General features: G+C 65.3%; 14 protein-coding genes and 1 pseudogene. 12 read left to right on the forward strand and 3 right to left on the reverse strand.

Translation table 11 applies throughout. The features are described 5' to 3' along the window. From ACWI6D_RS07885 to ACWI6D_RS07910, 6 genes and pseudogenes are all read left to right on the forward strand, one after another. A pseudogene (locus ACWI6D_RS07885) lies at nt 1-280 on the forward strand (enoyl-[acyl-carrier-protein] reductase FabK); the annotation flags it as partial. A gap of 13 nt (nt 281-293) precedes the next feature. After that, nucleotides 294-1,226, forward strand: coding sequence for an ACP S-malonyltransferase (locus tag ACWI6D_RS07890; RefSeq protein ID WP_449134280.1), 933 nt, complete (start codon nt 294-296; stop codon nt 1,224-1,226). 3 nt (nt 1,227-1,229) lie between these two features. After that, the gene (gene fabG / locus ACWI6D_RS07895) at nt 1,230-1,994 is read left to right on the forward strand and encodes a 3-oxoacyl-[acyl-carrier-protein] reductase (protein WP_449134281.1); all 765 of its coding nucleotides are present in this window, start codon (nt 1,230-1,232) and stop codon (nt 1,992-1,994) included. Then, nucleotides 1,991-3,286: a beta-ketoacyl-ACP synthase II gene (gene fabF / locus ACWI6D_RS07900; RefSeq protein ID WP_449134282.1), complete on the forward strand. Its 1,296-nt coding sequence runs from the start codon at nt 1,991-1,993 to the stop codon at nt 3,284-3,286. Before fabG ends, fabF begins: the two co-directional genes overlap by 4 nt. Before the next feature lie 10 nt (nt 3,287-3,296). Then, complete coding sequence (gene fabZ / locus ACWI6D_RS07905) at nt 3,297-3,749, forward strand: 3-hydroxyacyl-ACP dehydratase FabZ (RefSeq protein ID WP_288284832.1); 453 nt, start codon at nt 3,297-3,299, stop codon at nt 3,747-3,749. A 39-nt stretch (nt 3,750-3,788) separates the two neighbouring features. Further along, nucleotides 3,789-6,296, forward strand: a complete 2,508-nt coding sequence (locus tag ACWI6D_RS07910) for an acetyl-CoA carboxylase carboxyltransferase subunit alpha (RefSeq protein ID WP_449134283.1) — start codon at nt 3,789-3,791, stop codon at nt 6,294-6,296. 81 nt (nt 6,297-6,377) lie between these two features. Here ACWI6D_RS07910 and ACWI6D_RS07915 read toward each other — a convergent pair whose 3' ends face one another. Then, nucleotides 6,378-9,725, reverse strand: a complete 3,348-nt coding sequence (locus ACWI6D_RS07915; protein ID WP_449134284.1) for a DEAD/DEAH box helicase — start codon at nt 9,723-9,725, stop codon at nt 6,378-6,380. Between the two features lie 374 nt (nt 9,726-10,099). On the opposite strand from ACWI6D_RS07915, the gene ACWI6D_RS07920 reads away from it, so the two are divergent. Continuing rightward, nucleotides 10,100-11,197, forward strand: coding sequence for a linear amide C-N hydrolase (locus ACWI6D_RS07920; protein WP_449134285.1), 1,098 nt, complete (start codon nt 10,100-10,102; stop codon nt 11,195-11,197). A gap of 46 nt (nt 11,198-11,243) precedes the next feature. Here ACWI6D_RS07920 and ACWI6D_RS07925 read toward each other — a convergent pair whose 3' ends face one another. Both ACWI6D_RS07925 and ACWI6D_RS07930 read right to left on the reverse strand, forming a co-directional pair. Beyond that, complete coding sequence (locus ACWI6D_RS07925) at nt 11,244-11,831, reverse strand: NUDIX hydrolase (protein WP_449134286.1); 588 nt, start codon at nt 11,829-11,831, stop codon at nt 11,244-11,246. Nucleotides 11,832-11,958: 127 nt separating this feature from the next. Next, the gene (locus ACWI6D_RS07930; protein WP_129422986.1) at nt 11,959-12,327 is read right to left on the reverse strand and encodes a NifB/NifX family molybdenum-iron cluster-binding protein; all 369 of its coding nucleotides are present in this window, start codon (nt 12,325-12,327) and stop codon (nt 11,959-11,961) included. A 231-nt stretch (nt 12,328-12,558) separates the two neighbouring features. Between ACWI6D_RS07930 and ACWI6D_RS07935 the strand changes: the two genes are divergently transcribed. The 5 genes from ACWI6D_RS07935 to ACWI6D_RS07955 all read left to right on the forward strand — a co-directional run bounded on the left by ACWI6D_RS07935 (nt 12,559) and on the right by ACWI6D_RS07955 (nt 16,043). Next, the gene (locus tag ACWI6D_RS07935) at nt 12,559-13,083 is read left to right on the forward strand and encodes a DUF523 domain-containing protein (protein WP_449134287.1); all 525 of its coding nucleotides are present in this window, start codon (nt 12,559-12,561) and stop codon (nt 13,081-13,083) included. Nucleotides 13,084-13,341: 258 nt separating this feature from the next. Then, nucleotides 13,342-13,800, forward strand: coding sequence for a YhcH/YjgK/YiaL family protein (locus ACWI6D_RS07940; protein ID WP_288284838.1), 459 nt, complete (start codon nt 13,342-13,344; stop codon nt 13,798-13,800). Between the two features lie 135 nt (nt 13,801-13,935). Next, entirely contained in the window at nt 13,936-15,048 is a 1,113-nt protein-coding gene (locus ACWI6D_RS07945) for a M42 family metallopeptidase (protein ID WP_449134288.1), read from the forward strand. A gap of 3 nt (nt 15,049-15,051) precedes the next feature. Further along, the gene (gene smpB, locus ACWI6D_RS07950; protein ID WP_288284840.1) at nt 15,052-15,519 is read left to right on the forward strand and encodes an SsrA-binding protein SmpB; all 468 of its coding nucleotides are present in this window, start codon (nt 15,052-15,054) and stop codon (nt 15,517-15,519) included. Then, nucleotides 15,516-16,043: a hypothetical protein gene (locus ACWI6D_RS07955; RefSeq protein WP_449134289.1), complete on the forward strand. Its 528-nt coding sequence runs from the start codon at nt 15,516-15,518 to the stop codon at nt 16,041-16,043. Before smpB ends, ACWI6D_RS07955 begins: the two co-directional genes overlap by 4 nt. Nucleotides 16,044-16,227: the final 184 nt, after the last annotated feature.

Genomic DNA, 16,227 nt, shown 5'->3' on the forward strand with positions numbered 1-16,227 from the left:
GGTGCGCTGCCTGAAGAACAAGTTCGCGCGCAACGTGCGCAAGCTCGAGGCCGACATGGCGAAAAACGGCGACGAGCTTGAGGCCATGTACGCCGGCAGCCTTCGCCGTGCCGTGGAGGGCGATGTGGACAACGGCTCCATGATGGCGGGCCAGGTGGCGGCCCTGGTGCACGAGCGCAAGACGGCGCGCCAGGTCATCGACGAGATGATGGAGCAGGCGCTCTCTCGCGGCGCACGCGATCTGCAGCAAGCGGCCGACGCCAACGCGCAGCGCGCATAAAGGGGGCGTGAACGTGAATCCCGTCTTTTTGTTCTCCGGCCAGGGCGCGCAAAAGCCCGGCATGGGCGCTTCGCTTATGGAAGTCCCGGAAATGGCGCAAACGCTGGCGTGCGCATCCGATGTGCTGGGCTATGACGTGGCCGACGTCATGCTGAACGCCCCGGCTGAAAAGCTCAACGACACGCGCTTTGCCCAGCCTGCTATGTGCGCGTTGTCCGTAGGCATCGCGCATGCGCTTGAAGCGCGCGGCGTGCGGCCGTCTGCTGTGCTGGGCTTCTCGCTTGGCCAGGTCAGCGCGCTTGCCGTCTCCGGCATGCTTTCCGATGCCGACACGTTTGCCTTCGTTGCCGAGCGCGCGCGCCTTATGGCCGAGACCGCCGAGCAGCACCCCGGCGTGATGAGCGCGTTTCTGAAAGCCGACGAGCAAAGCGTGACCGAGGTGTGCCAATCGTGCGGCCAAGGTCAGGTGCTGGTGCCGGCGAACTTCAACGCCCCTGGTCAGATTGTTGTTTCCGGCGAAGTTGCAGCCGTTGAGCGCGCAGAGGCCGCGTGGGCGGCGGCGGGCAAGCGCTTCTCGCGCCTTGCCACGTCCGGCGCCTTCCACAGCCCGCTTATGCAATCTGCGGCCGAAGGCCTGGACGCGTACCTTGCCAACGTCACGTTCGCCGAGCCTTCCGTGCCGCTTATCTGCAATACCGACGCCAGCCCGCTTCGCGCTGCCGACGCGCGCGAGCACCTGGTGCGCCACCTCACGCATCCCGTGCGCTTTCAGCAAAGCGTCCAGGCGCTTGTGGCGCAGGGCGAAACCGCGTTCGTGGAGGTGGGATTCGGTGGCGTGCTGACGAACCTGGTCAAGCGCATCGATCGCACCGCCGAGCGCGCCTGCGTGCAGGACGCCGAATCATTCGAGTCTTTCGTTGCGCGTTGCGCAACCGATGAGGAGTAACCCATGAGCGAAACGAACGACACCCAGCGCAAAAGCGCGCTGGTCACCGGCTCTTCGCGCGGCATCGGGCTGGCCGTGGCCAGCGAGCTTGCGCAGGCCGGCTACAACGTGTGCCTGAACTGCTCTAGCGAACGCGGCCTTGCCGCGCTGCAGGAACACGCCGATGCGCTTGCGGCGCCATACGGCGTGCAGACGCTTGCCGTGGCGGCCAGCGTGGGCAATGCCGATGAGGCCAGCGCGCTGGTTTCCGCGGCTCATAAGGCGTTTGGCCGCCTTGATGTGCTGGTGAACAACGCCGGCATCACCCACGACGGGCTGATGGTGCGCATGAAGGAGGAAGACTTCGACAGCGTCATCAACGTGAACCTCAAAGGCACGTTTTTGTGCTGCAAGGCCGCGGGCCAGATCATGATGAAGCAGCGCTATGGGCGCATCATCAACATGAGCAGCATCTCGGGCATCGGCGGCAACGCCGGCCAGGTGAACTACGCGGCTTCGAAGGCCGGCGTCATCGGGCTGACGAAGACCATCGCGCGCGAGCTAGCGGCGCGCGGCGTAACGGCGAACGCCGTGGCCCCCGGGTTCATTGCCACGGACATGACCGACGCGCTGTCCGAAAAGCAGCGCGAGTCCATCGGCGCACAGATCCCGCTCAAGCGCTTCGGGCAGGCGGCCGATGTGGCGCACCTGGTGCGTTTCTTGGCAAGCGAAGAGGCCGGCTACATTACCGGCCAGGTCATTTGCGTTGACGGAGGTTTGGCACTATGAGCGAGCAGGTAGCGAACACGCAGGTCAGGCGCGCGGACGGAACGCACCGCGTCGTCATCACGGGCATGGGCGCCGTCACGCCGGCGGGCGTGGGCGTGCCGGCGCTGTGGGATGCCGTCATGGGCAAGCGCTGCTGCGTGCGCCCCATCACGCACTTCGATGCAAGCGACTACGAGGTGCGCATCGCGGCCGAGGTGCCCGATTTCGACGCCACGGAATATGGCTTGACGAAGAAGGAGGCGCGCCGCTTCGAGCGCTTCGTGCAGTACGCGCTCATCGCCGCCGACGAGGCCATGGCGCAGGCGGGCGTCAACATGGACGACGAGGACCCCACGCGCTCCGCGGTGGTGTTCGGCGCGGGCATCGGCGGTATCGACGAGCTGCAAAAGGGTTTCCGCACGCTTGACGAGAAGGGTCCTAAGCGCGTGAACCCGCTGTTCATCCCCACGATGATCGGCAACATGGCCGCCGGCCACATCGCCATTCGCTACGGCATGCGCGGCGAGTGCATCGACGTGTCCACCGCGTGTGCCACCGGCGCGCACAACATCGGCTCGGCCGTGCGCTCCATCCGCCACGGCTATTGCGACCTGGCGCTTGCCGGCGGCTCCGAGGAATCGGTGAACCCCATCTGCATCGCAGGCTTCACGAACCTTGGTGCTCTGACGCATGCCGAGGACCCGCAGGCGGCGTCCATGCCGTTCGACGTGCGTCGCAGCGGTTTCGTGGCGGGCGAAGGCGGTGCGGTGCTGGTGCTGGAATCGCTGGAGCATGCGCTGGCGCGCGGTGCGAAGCCCATTGCCGAGATCACCGGCTTCGGCTCGACGGGCGACGCCTACCACATGACGGCGCCGAACCCCACTGGCGAGGGCATTCAGCGCGCCATGCAGCAGGCGCTTGACGAGGGCGGTTTCACCGTGGCCGACCTGGGTCACGTGAACGCGCATGGCACGTCCACGCATGCCAACGACGCCACCGAGGCTGCGGCGCTCATCGCGCTTGCCGGCGATGAACTGGGGCGCAAGATCCCCATCACGTCGGTGAAGGGCTCGCTGGGCCACACGCTGGGTGCCGCCGGCGCGGTTGAGGCCGTGGTCGCGGCGCTTTCGGTGGCCAACCAGTGCGTGCCGCCCACGGCAGGTTTTGCCCAGCCCGACCCCGAGTGCCCCGTGAACGTGGTGTCCGAGCCGCTGCAGAACTACCCTCAGAAAGTAGCGCTGTCGAACTCGCTCGGCTTCGGCGGCCACAACGCCGTTTTGGCTGTTTCGCCTTACAGTGAATCTATCGATTAGGAATTCTTCTATGTTGGACATTTCTTATCCTTGTGGGCGCGATGTTGTCGAGCAAGTGCTGCCGCATCGCGATCCGTTTGTGTGGGTGAGCCGCGTGGTTGCGTGCGAGCCGGGCGTTTCCATTACGGCCGAGCTGGATGTTGATCCTAAGCTGCCGCTGTTCGCCGGTCATTTCCCTGGCCATCCTGTGCTGCCGGGCGTCATCATCATGGAAGCGCTGGCGCAGACGGCGTCGTTTTGCGCGCTGGTGGGCCGCGACGAGCCCGGCGTGCTGGGATTTTTCGCCGGCATCGACAAGGCGAAGTTCCGCAACCAGGTGCAGCCGGGCGACACGCTGACGCTGAAGGCAACCATTACGCGCAACTCGTCGCGTATGGTGGTCGCCGACGTGGAGGCGCTCGTGGGCGATAAGGTGGCGGCCACGGCCACGCAGAAATACGTCATGGCGAAAGCCGAGCAATAGCAGGCAACGGGCGGGCATGCCGCCTTGAAGGATTTGATCATGAAACGCACGAAAACAGGGTACATCACGTTCGATAGCGAGGGCTCGTTCGTCAATTCGCGCATAGATGGCAGCGGCGCGCAACCGCACGATGCGGCTGTTGCGTACCGTTTGACGCGCATCGCCGTGGAGGCGCGCGCCCAGTCTGCCGTTGCTCCGAACGCGCTGGACGCTGCGGACATGTCCACGTATGTGGACGCCGCCGAAATGGTTTCGCCCGTGCGTGAAGAAACCGCCGATGCGCCTGTGGCGCTGGTGGTTTCCCGTGGCCGTGCCGTGAAGAAGATCCTGCTTGCGGTGCAAGATGCCGGCATGGTGGCCGCTGCGGCCTACACCGAGGAGCGTGCCGGCGATGCGTACCTGCGCGCTGCCGATATGCGCGCGTGCCTGCCCGGCAAAGGCGGCGACGCGCTGTTCGCCAACGGGTACGCCGTGCTTGAGGCTGCCCGCGCTTGCGGCGCTGCGGTGGTGTTGCTGGGCGAGGAAGCTCTGGCGCTTGCCGAGGTGGACACGTTTTTGGCGCGCGCCGCGGCCGATGGCATCCGCGTGTTTCGCCCGCTGGGCAATTCGCCGCAGTTCGGCTGGGTGCTGTGCGCCACGGACAAGCCGGCAAGCGTGTGCGGCACGTGGCGCGCGTGTCCGAAGTGCGGCATGAAGTTCGACAGCACCAGTTTGGCCGCTTCGCACTTCGCCTGCCCGAATTGCGGCGGATACCTGCGCATGACGTCGTCGGAGCGCATCGACGATCTGCTTGACGACGGATCGTTCATCGAATGGGACGAGGGACTTCAGGAAACCGACCCGCTGAATTTCCCGGGTTACCTGGACAAACTTGCTGCCCAGCGCGAAAAGTCGGGCCTTGAGGAAGGCGTGCGCACGGGCGAGGGCTGCATCGCGGGCCTGCGCCTGGCCATCGGCATCATGGAGTCAACGTTTTTCATGGGCTCTATGGGCAACGTGGTGGGCGAGAAAGTCACGCGCCTGTTCGAGCGCGCCACGCGCCTGCACCTGCCCGTCGTCATCTTCACCGCTTCGGGCGGCGCGCGCATGCAAGAGGGGCTTGTGTCGCTTATGCAGATGGCGAAGACGTCGTGCGCTATCCAGCGCCACGCCGAGGCGCATCTGCCGTACATCTCGGTGCTTACCGATCCCACCACCGGCGGCGTGACGGCTTCGTTTGCTATGGACGGCGACATCATCTTGGCCGAGCCGCACGCGCTTATCGGGTTTGCCGGCCAACGCGTCATCCGCGACACCATTCGCCAAGAACTTCCCGAAGGGTTTCAGACGGCGGAGTTCGCGCTTGAGCACGGACTTATCGACGCTATTGTGCCGCGCCCGGATTTGCGCGCCACGCTTGCGCATCTGCTGGCGCTGTACCTGTCAACGTCGAAGCAGGCCACGGGCGCGGCGCACAACGCCGGCGACCGCGACATCCTTGTCAGCTATCAGGCCGTGTGCGACAACCTGGAAGCCGGCACCGGCACGTACAACACCGTGATGTATACCGATTTGAAGCCTGAACCCGCGCGCGTGGCCAAAGGGCGCGTGCGCGACCGGTTGTACGATGCGCTTCCGGCGGGTCTGCGTGCGGATGCGAACCGCGCGCAGGCCACTCGCCGCGTTGGACGCGCCATCGCGAAGGGCAGCTTCGATGCCGAAGGCGGCTCATCGCTTGATGCCAACGACGCTGCGCTCGTGGAGGAAGCTGTCACCAAGTCGGCGGAAAACCGCGCGTGGCAAAGCGTGCAGCTGGCGCGCAACGTGCATCGTCCCACGTCAGTTGCGTATATCAACGCAATGGTCGATGGGTTCATCGAACTGCACGGCGATCGCGGCTTCGCCGACGACGGCGCCATCATCGGCGGCGTCGGCTGGATCGGCGGCCGCGCCGTCACCGTTATCGGCCAGGAAAAGGGCGCCGACCTCAAGCAGCGCATCGCGCGCAATTTCGGTTGCCCGCAGCCCGAGGGGTATCGCAAGGCGCTGCGCCTTATGCGCCAGGCTGAGAAGTTCCGCCGTCCTATCGTGTGCTTGGTGGACACGCAGGGCGCTTTCTGCGGCACCGAGGCCGAGGAGCGTGGGCAGGGCAACGCCATCGCCGACAACCTGGTTGCCATGGCCGGCCTGAAGGTGCCGGTGGTTACCGTGCTGTTGGGCGAAGGCGGGTCGGGCGGCGCGCTGGCGCTGGCCGTCGCCAACCGCGTGGCTATGCAGGAGCATGCCGTGTATTCCGTGTTGTCGCCTGAAGGGTTCGCGTCCATTCTGTGGAAGGACCGCACGCGCGCGCCCGAGGCGGCGGCCGTCATGAAGATGAGCGCGCACGAGTCTTGCGAGCTGGGCATCATCGATGACGTGGTGTCCGAGGGTCCGCGCCCGGCGCACGAGAACCCCGAGGCGGCCGAGCGAAACGTGAGCGAATACGTGCGCGAAGCCCTTGACGAGCTGTGCGCCTTAAGCGAGCAAGAGCTGCTTGAACAGCGCTACCAGCGTTTCCGCAAGTTCTAGGCTTTGCCTCGAATGCGAAAAGAGCCGGTCCCTGTGGGGCCGGCTCTTTTGTTGCTGGCGGGCAGGACTGGTGGCAGCCTGCTATTCTCCCAGCAAGTCGATCAGCTCGTCGGCGCTCAAGCTTGCAAGCGACATGCCCGCCGCGCCGATGACCTGGTCGGCCAGCTTGCTCTTCTCTTCTTGCAGGTGCAGGATGCGCTCCTCGATGGTGCCTTTCGCGATAACCTTCTGCACGCTTACCACGCGCGTTTGCCCGATGCGGTGCGCGCGGTCCGTGGCCTGCTGCTGCGCGGCGGCGTTCCACCACGGATCGGCGTGGATGACCACGCTGGCGCCTGTTAGGTTCAACCCCGTGCCGCCGGCTTTCAGCGACACCAGGAACACGGGCACGTCGTTTCCGTTGAACTCGTTGACCATGTCCACGCGGTCTTTCTTCGGCGTGGAGCCCGTGATGGTGTAGTACGCGATCCCGGCCTCGTCAAGGCGCTGCGCGATCAGCTCCAAGAAGCTGGTGAACTGGCTGAATATCAGCGTTTTCTCGCCGCCGTCGCGCGCCGAGGACACCAGCTCCATGATGGCGTCGAGCTTTGCGCCGTGCCCGCGGTAGTTCTCGAACACCAGGCGCGGGTCGCAGCACAGCTGCCGCAGGCGCATGAGCTCGGCCAGCACTTCCACGTTGGATACCTGCTCGCCGGCCGCGCGCTTGGCCTGGCGCTCCTTGCGCTCGCGGCGCTGGCGCGTCAGCTCTTCGCGCAGGTGTTGCTCGTGGGCGCGGTACAGCTTCAACTGCTGGTCCTCAAGCGGCGCGTACACCACGCTTTCCAGCTTGTCGGGCAGGTCGGTCAGCACGTCGGCCTTCTGGCGGCGCAGAATGAACGGCCCGGTTGCTGCCGTCAGGCGCGCGGCCACGTCTTCGTCGCCGCCGACGATGGGCAGCTCGAAGCGCTCGCGGAACCGCGCGTAGGGGCCAAGCAGCCCCGGCATCAGAAAGTCGAAGATGCTCCACAGCTCGGACAGGCGGTTCTCCATGGGCGTGCCCGTCAGCGCGAAGCGGTGCCGCGCGCCGAGGCGCTTGATGGCGCGCGTGGTCAGCGTTGCGGGGTTCTTGATGTATTGCGCCTCGTCAAGCGCACACAGGTAGAACTCGCGCCCGGCGTAATCGGGCGAGTCGATGCGCGCGAGGTCGTACGACGTCACCAGCACATCAACCGGTGAAAGCTGGTCGCCGGCATGAGGCGCGTTGCCGGAATCGGCCGTGCCTGCAGCGGCGGCCAGCTGCGCGTCGTACGCGGAAAACGCCCGGCCGCGGATAACCTTGCGCTCGGCGGCGTTGCCCACCACGGCTACAACGGAAAGCCCCGGCGCGAATCGCTCGAACTCGGCCAGCCAGTTGTACACCAGCGACGAAGGGCACACGATCAAGCTGGGCCCCACCCCGCGCGCTTCCTGCGCCCGCGCTACCAGCAAGCTGATAAGCTGCACGGATTTGCCCAGGCCCATCTCGTCGGCCAGGATGCCGCCGAACCCTGCGTCCACGCGCGCCGAAAGCCAGCGGAAGCCTTCCACCTGGTAGGGGCGCAGCGTGGCCGTCAGCCCTTCGGGAACGCTGTAGTTCGTCTCGTTCGCGCGATGGAAGTTCTCCAGGTACTGCGCGAAGCTGCGGTCGCGGTCAAGGTTTTGCTCCTCGTCCAGGTAAAACGCGCGAAACGACGGCAGCTCCACCACGCCGCTTGCAAGCTCTTTCTGTGTGATGCCCAGATCGGACGCCAGGCGGTCAAGCTGCGACAGGTCGAAGTCCTCCAGGTCCACGAACGCGCCGCCGCGCAAGCGGTGGTAGCGCTTCTTCTTTCGGTAGCTGGCCAGCATGGCCGCAAGCTCGGCAGGCGCCAAGTCGCCGGCATCCACCGTCAGGTTGATAAGGTTGCCCGACAGCGACACGCCCAGGCTCAACCGCGGCTTCTCGTCTTTGATAAGCCTGTCGAACGCCGGCGTGGTGAACACGTTGCCCAGCGCGCGGAACTCGGAAAGCCCCGTGAACACCAGGCGGGCCACGGCGTCTTCCTCGGACAGCGCGATGGATGCGCTCTCGGGGCCGAAGAAGCGCTCGATAAGCGCGGATGCCTTCGCCTCAGCGTGTTGGTTGCGCAGCGGCGCCGGTCCCGTGGGTTTATCGCCTTCGGCCGCCTTCGGCACCTGCCCGCGCAGCGCGAAGCGGTGCTGGCCGTACACGGCCTGCGCACCGATGTGCACGTGCTTCGCCGATTTGTCGAAGTAGAACTCCAGCTTGCAGGGAACGGGGCGATAGGCGTTTATCTCGTCCGGCGCGCTGACCTGCAGTTGCGACTCGATAAGCGGCAGCGCCGCCGCGCAGAACAGCGGCATGTCCCCGTCGGCAATGAACAGGGTGTTCTCGTCGCTGTCGTACACGGTGCGCAAAAAGTCGGCGCAGCGCGCGAACGCCGCCGAGCAGCGGTGTACCACGTCGTCGCCAAGCCACACGTACAGTCGCCCCGCCTGCTCGGCGATGCGGATGCGCTCGCCGCGCTCGATGGTCCAGCCGTGCTCGGCGCGCGCAAGGCCCAGCGAGATGGCGGGGTCCTCGCGCACCACGTGCACGCGCTCAACCGTTGGCGTGGCGAAATCGGCGCCGTGGATGGAGAACACGTCGCCCTCAAGCAGGTCGAACAGCTCCACGGCTTCGGCTTCTGAAAGCTGCAGCGTGCGTCCCACCTGGGCCGTTTGGCGGCGCAGCCATGCCGGGCCGTCGTCGGCCGCCTCGCGCATGGAGCACGCGCGCTCGATGAACTGCGCAACGGCGCGCGAGCGGTCGTCGAACAGGGCGGGGGCGTGCGTGAACGACAGCTTCTTGCCGTAAGCGTACGCTTCGCCGCGGCGCATGCGCTCGGCGAACTCGCTGAGCGACTTCACCACATACGGCGTGCCCGCCGGCCCCGAGATGCGAAACGCCGCCGACCACAGGCCGTAGCCAAACGACAGCTCGGCGTGCAGACGCACCGAGCCGGCGGGCGTGTCCTCGGCGTCAAGCGCTTCGGTGCGCTTCATGAACTCGGCGATGCAGGCCGACGACTGCGCGGTGCGGTGCGCCTGGTAGCCCATGAACGTGTCCGGGCGCTCCGAAAACGTCAGCGCCAGCGCCACGCAGTGCTTGCACATGCCGTTGTATTCGCGAAACGCCGGGCACGTGCACGAGTAGTCCACCACGTCGCCGGCGTCCTCGTCGAGCGTCACCGACGTGCGGTAGCGGTCGTCCCATCCGCTGCTTGAGGCAACGAACGCGCTGATGATGGACTCGTCGGCGTCGTAGCGCACCTGCTTGGTCAGGATGTTGCGATCCGACGCGGCGATGGCGCGCCCACGCGCAAGCGCGCGCGGGTTGCATTGCGAAGCGATGGACTTTTCCAAGTTCATGACGGCTGGCTTCCTTCCTTACAACCTCATGTTGTGCAAACGACTATTTTAGCGCACGTTGGCAAGCCCGCCGCCGGGCGGCGATGATTGCACAGCGTCTCCCCGAGGTCGCCAGCGGCTTCGAGTCTCGTCGCTTAACCGAGCGCGCTTTCGGAAGGCGGAAGGCGGAAGGCGAACGGCAAAGGTGAATCGCGGTGATAGGTACATCTCGATGTGTTGACCTCGTTGCATTGACAGTGGGATTGCCGCCGTGTTCGTGCGGCGATGCGGCCTATTGGTGCCGTTGCCTGGTGCTGGCGTTGGCAGAGTGGCGAAGTGTGCGATAATTCCGCCATAAGCAAACGCGCGCGGCGCGTACGTTGAAAGGGGCTGCTATGAAGCTTGGCGAAGTGTTCGGCACGGTTGCGGCATGCGCGGCGGGAGCGGCGGTTGGCGCCGGCATCGGGCTGTACGGCCCGCGCGCCCACACGCTTTCGACGGTTCGCCAGATCACGCACGCCGAGGGCGCGTACAACCTGTATGCCATGGATGTCACGTACCCCTACAACCTCGACCGTTTGATCGAGCGTGGCCTGGGCGGCGACCAGGACACGGTCGACGCTATTTTCCGCGAGGCGCTGCCGTTTCTGCCCGCGCACATGCAGGCGCCCGAATTCGGCTGCAGCGCGTTCACGCTTAACGCCGGCGATCAGGTGCTTATGGGCCGCAACTACGACTTCAAGCTGGACACGTCGGCCATGCTTGTGCACTGCGCGCCGAAGGTCGGCTACGAGTCCATCGCGTTCGCCGCGCTTGACAACGTGCACGCCAACAATCCGTTCGCGGACGCGAAATCGCGCCTGGCATGCTTGGCTGCGCCGTTCGTGTGCCTTGACGGCGTGAACGAGAAGGGCGTTTCCATCGCCGTGCTGACGCTTGACAGCAAGCCCACGCACCGCGTCACCGGCAAGCCCGTGCTGTCAACACCGCTGGTCATTCGCCTGGTGCTCGATCGCGCTGCCACCACGCAGGAGGCCGTCGACCTGCTGCTTGCCCACGATATGTTCGCCACCAGCGGGCGCGACTACCATTACTACATCACGGACGCCTCGGGCGACGGTCGCGTGGTCGAATACGATTGCGACAGCCCCGAGCGCCTGCCGGTGGTCACACCGTGCCGCCAGGTCACGAACTTCTTCGTCATGCACGAGGGGCTGGTGAAGCCGAACCAGAAAAACGGCCGCTACGGGCACGGGCGCGAGCGCTACGATGCCATCGAGGCGGTGCTTGACGGCGCGCCGGTCGGCGAAGACGCGCAGGTAACGGCCTGGCGCGCGTTGGCCGCCGCGGCGCAAGAGCCCAACCCGGAAGACGTCACCAGCAACACGCAGTGGTCGGTGGTCTTCGACAACACGAACCTCACGGCCGACATAGCCATCCGCCGCCGCTTCGAAGACGTCTACCATGCAGACATCCACGGCAACATCATCTGAATGTGCGAGGCGCTGCAGATTCCGGTTGATATCGGTTACCGGTTGCTTAGCTGATGGCGAACTTCGGCGCCAATTCGCGCGTTTTCGCGATGAGCTTGCGGTAGATGCAGTCGCGGATCCATGGTTCGGTTGATAGCGCAACGGCGTCGTCAAGCGGCACCCAGCGCACGCCGCTGTTCTCGTCGACCTTGATGCGCACGTGCTCGGCCGGGTCTGCCACGGCCAGGTACGTGACGTTGAGGTGCAGATGCGAGCTGACGTACGCGCCGCGCTTCTCGTGCCCATCGACGGTGAGCACCTCGCAGGACAGCAGGTTGCCCGGCCCGCACGGCACCAGTTTCGCGTGCGCAACGCCCGTTTCCTCGGCAAGCTCGCGCAGCGCCACGGCCGCAAGGTCGCGCTGCCCGTCGGCGTGCCCGCCGATCCAGCTCCACGAGTCGTAGATGTTGTGGTACACCAGCAGCGTTTGGGTGAACGTGGGGTTCACCGTCCATATGGAGCACGCCATGTGAGCCGGCGACGTGCGGTCGAACACCTCAGGGTCGCTGGCGAGGCGCTGCAATATGAAGTCGCGGTCGGCCGCTTCTTGTTCGCATGACGGCGAAAACGCGCGCAGATCTTCGGCAATTCCCATTGGTGCTCCCAACATGGTCTTGATACGGAAACGACCCGGCGCAGGCCGGGTCGCGGTTCGCTTGCTTGGATTATAAGGCAGTGATTGGCCGCTAGCGGCGCAACGCCGGACGTGCCTGCAACAACCGCTAGTGCTGGTGGTTGCAGGCGTTCTCAAGCACCATGCGCGGGCATTGCCCGGCAATGAACTTGTTCACCACGTCGCCCACGATCGGCGTTTGCTGTTCAAGGTACACCGCCACGCCGTACTGCGTGAAGCGCATGAACGGCGGGCGCCCCATGCCGGCGGTGATCATGGCGTCGATGCCCAGGCTGTGGGCGAACTCGATGACGCCGCCGCAGCCAACCTGGTCGTGGTCGACGTTCTTCACGGACTCGACCTTCACCACTTCGTCGTTTTCAATGGTGGCGATGGTGAACCACGGCGTGTGACCGAAATGCCCGCTGCGGACGCTGGTCAGGCCTTCGCCGGTTTCGCTGGGGATTGCAACTTTCATGACGTTTGCCCTTTCTTTTCGTGCTTTGCCGCGCTCCGTCCTCCCACGCCGTCGCGCCCTCACGTGGCCCAACTCTAGCACAAAGGCCGTGGTGCACCCAAAGATTTTTGAGAGTCTACAAGTAGCATTTCGCTAGGATTAAGGGCAGCATTCAGGGACTCGCGAGGTGAAAAGGCGCATGCCTGCGGAGCTGGACGTTCGCCATTTGACCTGGCGCGTTACAATGAAGGTATGAACGAAACGAATCTCGACATAACGCCCGTGGTGGCCGTCAGCGCCTGCCTGCTGGGCCGCCCATGCCGCTTCGACGGCGCGTCGAAGCCCTGTGAGCAGGCCATGCAGCTTGCCCGGTACTGCAAAGTGGTTCCCATCTGCCCTGAAGTGGCCGGCGGCTTTCCCATTCCGCACCCGCCGTGCGAGATCGAGGCGGGCACGCGCCCGGTGCGCGTCGTGGACGCCACCGGCGCCGACGTGACGCAGCGTTTCCATGCGGGCGCGTCGCGGTGTTTGGAGCAGCTGCGCGACGCGGATTGCCGCGTGGCCGTGCTGAAGTCGAAAAGCCCCTCGTGCGGCAGCGGCCAGGTGTACGACGGTTCGTTTACCGGCACGCTGGTAGAAGGTTGGGGCGTGGCCGCAGCGCTTCTGCGCGATGCGGGCGTCGACGTGCTCGACGAAACGCAGGTCGATCGGCTGCTGGAGCCGCTGCGTCGCGCTCGGGTGGCTCACAATGCGGGCGAGCAAGGCGCGCAAGCGTAGCGCCGTTTCGCGGCTCAGGTAGTTGGGCGATTTTTTGGGGGGGGGACGGGCGTCAGGCATGCTCATCGCAATAAGTTCCCGTTGATGCACCCTTTACCCCCGCTCGTTCATCAGCCGAAACGCTTCTGCCCATGAACAGCTCCTGTGCATGCCGTGGTGCGCTGTTTGCCGGTGCCGCCGCGCCGCTTGCGGGGTGTATACTCGCTCGTGCGAAACAACGCGGTGTCGAACGCGCCGCAACCCAATGAAAGGAACAACATGCTGGTAACGACTATCGACCACGCATCCGCACACGACTACCTCAATGAACGCTTCGCGAAGGCCTACGCGTTCTTGCAGCAGGACAGCCTTTCCGAGCTGCCGCTCGGCCGCAACGACATCGACGGCGACGACGTGTTCGCCAACGTGCAGGAGTACGACACCGTGCCTGCCGCCGAAAAGCAGCTTGAGGCGCATCGCCGCTACTACGACGTTCAGTTCGTGGTGTCCGGCGAAGAGCTGCTGCAGTATGCCCAGCTTGAAGGTCTTGACGAGGCGCAGCCGTTCGACGAAGGCAACGACTTCGGCCTGTACGCCACGCCCGAGCGCACTACCGACGTGGTGCTGCGTGCCGGCGACATGGCCGTGCTTGCTCCCGAAGACGCGCACAAGCCGGGCTGCACGCTTGGCGCCGAGCCGTGCCACGTGCGCAAGATCGTCGTGAAGGTGCGCGCATAAGCCTATCGCGTGGTTTTTGGCACCTGGCAGCAGCCGGGCGCCTATTCGACTTGCATTTCACCAGGGAAAGCGCGGGTTTTGCGGTTGTGCTGCCTTACGGCCCCGCCGCGCTTTTCGCGAAAGGTAAGGACTCTCATGAGAAAACAAGATCGCAAATTCCTGAAATCGCTGCTGGAAACCCCGTCGCCGACGGGCTGCGAGCAGCGCATCGCCGCGCTGGTGCGCCAGCGTCTTGACGGCGTGGCCGACCGCGTGGAAACCGACGTCATGGGCTCGGTGCACGCCAGCCTTGCCGGCAGCGGCGTGGCGCCTTCGCTCATGCTTGCGGCACACATGGACGAGATCGGCCTGATGGTGGTCAACGTTTCCGACGACGGCTTTCTGTCCGTGGCCGCCATCGGCGGCGTCGATGCGGCCATCCTGCCGGGTCTGCGCGTCGACGTGCACGCGTCGGGCGCCGCGGCTCCGCTGCGCGGCGTGGTGGCCCGCAAGCCCATCCACCTTATTTCCGCAGGCGAGCGCGACAAGGTCACGCCGCTGTCCGACCTGGTCATCGACCTGGGCCTTCCGGCGAAGAAGGTCAAGCGGCTTGTGGCCGTGGGCGACCCCATCACGTTCGGCGTGGGCTTCGAGCGCTTCGGCAAGCACATGGGCGTGTCGCGCGCGTTCGACGACAAGTGCGGCGTGTGGGTGATCACGCGCGTGCTTGAAGAGCTTGCGGCGGCCGGCGGCGCGCCGGGCACGGTCACGGCCGCGTGCACCACGCAGGAGGAAATCGGCACGCGCGGCGCCACCACCTCGGCGTTTGGCGTGGCCCCCGATGTTGCCGTGGCGTTCGACGTCACGCACGCAACCGATTACCCCGGCGTCAGCCATGCGAAGTTCGGCGACATCAAGTGCGGCGGCGGCCCGGTCATCGGCCGCGGCCCGAACGTGAACCCGTACGTGTACGAGCGTCTGGTTGCCGCGGCGAAGGCGGCCGGCATCCCGTACCAGGTCGAGGCGCTTCCCGGCCATTCGGGAACCGACGCCTGGCCCATCCAGGTGTCGCGTGCCGGCATCCCCACGGGCCTGGTGTCCGTGCCGCTGCGCTACATGCACACGCCCACCGAAGTCATCTGCCTTGACGACCTTGACGCGTGCGTGAAGCTGTTCGTGCAGTTCGCGCTTGACCTGTGCGACGCCGACACGTTCGTGCCGGGTCTTGCCGCCGCCAGCGATGCCGACGACGCGCCGGAGGGGGAGTAGCGCATGAAGAAGCAGCCCAGCGACATCGCGCGCAACCGCAAGGCGCTTCACGACTACGAGGTGCTTGAAACGTACGAGGCCGGCATAGCGCTCACGGGCACGGAAGTGCGCTCGCTGCGCGACAACCATTGCCAGCTGACGGATTGCTTCGCGCTTATCCGCCACGGCGAAGTGTGGCTGCACGGCGTGCACATCCCGCCGTACGCGTTCGGCAACATCGCCAACCCCGACCCCGACCGCAAGCGCAAGCTGCTGCTGCACAAAAACGAGATTCGCAAGCTCGAGCAGCAAACGAAGGAAAAGGGCATGGCGCTGGTACCGCTGAAGATGTACTTCAACAACAAGTCGCTCGTGAAAGTTGAGCTGGCCGTTTGCCGCGGCAAGAAGAACTACGACAAGCGCGCCGCCATGGCCGAGCGCGATTCGAAGCGCGAGATCGAGCGCGCACTGAAGGAAAGGAGCCGTCGATGAGCGAGCAGGACGTAAACGCAAGCCAGGAAGAGCTTGAAGCTGCCGACGAGCAGGTCGAAGCTGCCGAGGATACCGCGGCCGAGCCCGTTGCGACGCCCGAAAAGGCCGGTGTCGCCGAAGACGAACAGGACGATGCGGAAGCCGAAGACGCCGCTGAAGAGGAGGCCGATGCCGCCGAGGAAGACGCCGACGAGGACCTCGAGGTCGTTGAGCTGGAGCTTTCCGACGACGACATCGTGCGCTACCTGGAAGACGAGGACGGCAACCGCATCGGCTTCGTCATCATGGAAGACGGCGAAGAGGCCGAGTACCTGTACGTGGAAGACGACGAAGACGACGAGCCGGAACACGACGTGTACGACGTGGTCGACGACGGCAGCCTTGGCATCACGCGCGACGGCGTGCAGCAGGCCACCGACGACATGAACGCCATCTTCAAGGACGGCGTGAAAATGGCGGCCGAGTTCAAGGGCGCGTTCGACGACATCAAAAGCGCATTGGACTTCAGCTCGCTTTTGAAGTAGCATATCAAGTTACGCGTAGGGCATACGCCCGCGCGGCACATTGACAACGGTGGACCGCAGCGTCCCGCCTCGGCAGAGCGCCGAACTTCACGGGGGCGACTGGTTTCGACATGGTATGTTTGAACTGAGGAGCAGGTCGTGGTCTCCTCGCCACGTTAAACAGGGGTACCGTCAAGTTAATTGG

It is taken from the genome of Senegalimassilia sp. (assembly GCF_977052095.1).

What these genes read in the sequence shown, in the direction of transcription:
- fabZ (WP_288284832.1), top strand. Translation starts at nt 3,297, where the DNA reads ATGTTGGACATTTCTTATCCTTGTGGGCGCGATGTTGTCGAGCAAGTG.
- ACWI6D_RS07935 (WP_449134287.1), top strand. Translation starts at nt 12,559, where the DNA reads ATGAACGAAACGAATCTCGACATAACGCCCGTGGTGGCCGTCAGCGCC.
- smpB (WP_288284840.1), top strand. Translation starts at nt 15,052, where the DNA reads ATGAAGAAGCAGCCCAGCGACATCGCGCGCAACCGCAAGGCGCTTCAC.
- ACWI6D_RS07945 (WP_449134288.1), top strand. Translation starts at nt 13,936, where the DNA reads ATGAGAAAACAAGATCGCAAATTCCTGAAATCGCTGCTGGAAACCCCG.
- ACWI6D_RS07955 (WP_449134289.1), top strand. Translation starts at nt 15,516, where the DNA reads ATGAGCGAGCAGGACGTAAACGCAAGCCAGGAAGAGCTTGAAGCTGCC.
- fabG (WP_449134281.1), top strand. Translation starts at nt 1,230, where the DNA reads ATGAGCGAAACGAACGACACCCAGCGCAAAAGCGCGCTGGTCACCGGC.
- ACWI6D_RS07925 (WP_449134286.1), bottom strand. Translation starts at nt 11,831, where the DNA reads ATGGGAATTGCCGAAGATCTGCGCGCGTTTTCGCCGTCATGCGAACAA.
- ACWI6D_RS07930 (WP_129422986.1), bottom strand. Translation starts at nt 12,327, where the DNA reads ATGAAAGTTGCAATCCCCAGCGAAACCGGCGAAGGCCTGACCAGCGTC.
- ACWI6D_RS07940 (WP_288284838.1), top strand. Translation starts at nt 13,342, where the DNA reads ATGCTGGTAACGACTATCGACCACGCATCCGCACACGACTACCTCAAT.
- fabF (WP_449134282.1), top strand. Translation starts at nt 1,991, where the DNA reads ATGAGCGAGCAGGTAGCGAACACGCAGGTCAGGCGCGCGGACGGAACG.
- ACWI6D_RS07915 (WP_449134284.1), bottom strand. Translation starts at nt 9,725, where the DNA reads ATGAACTTGGAAAAGTCCATCGCTTCGCAATGCAACCCGCGCGCGCTT.
- ACWI6D_RS07920 (WP_449134285.1), top strand. Translation starts at nt 10,100, where the DNA reads ATGAAGCTTGGCGAAGTGTTCGGCACGGTTGCGGCATGCGCGGCGGGA.
- ACWI6D_RS07910 (WP_449134283.1), top strand. Translation starts at nt 3,789, where the DNA reads ATGAAACGCACGAAAACAGGGTACATCACGTTCGATAGCGAGGGCTCG.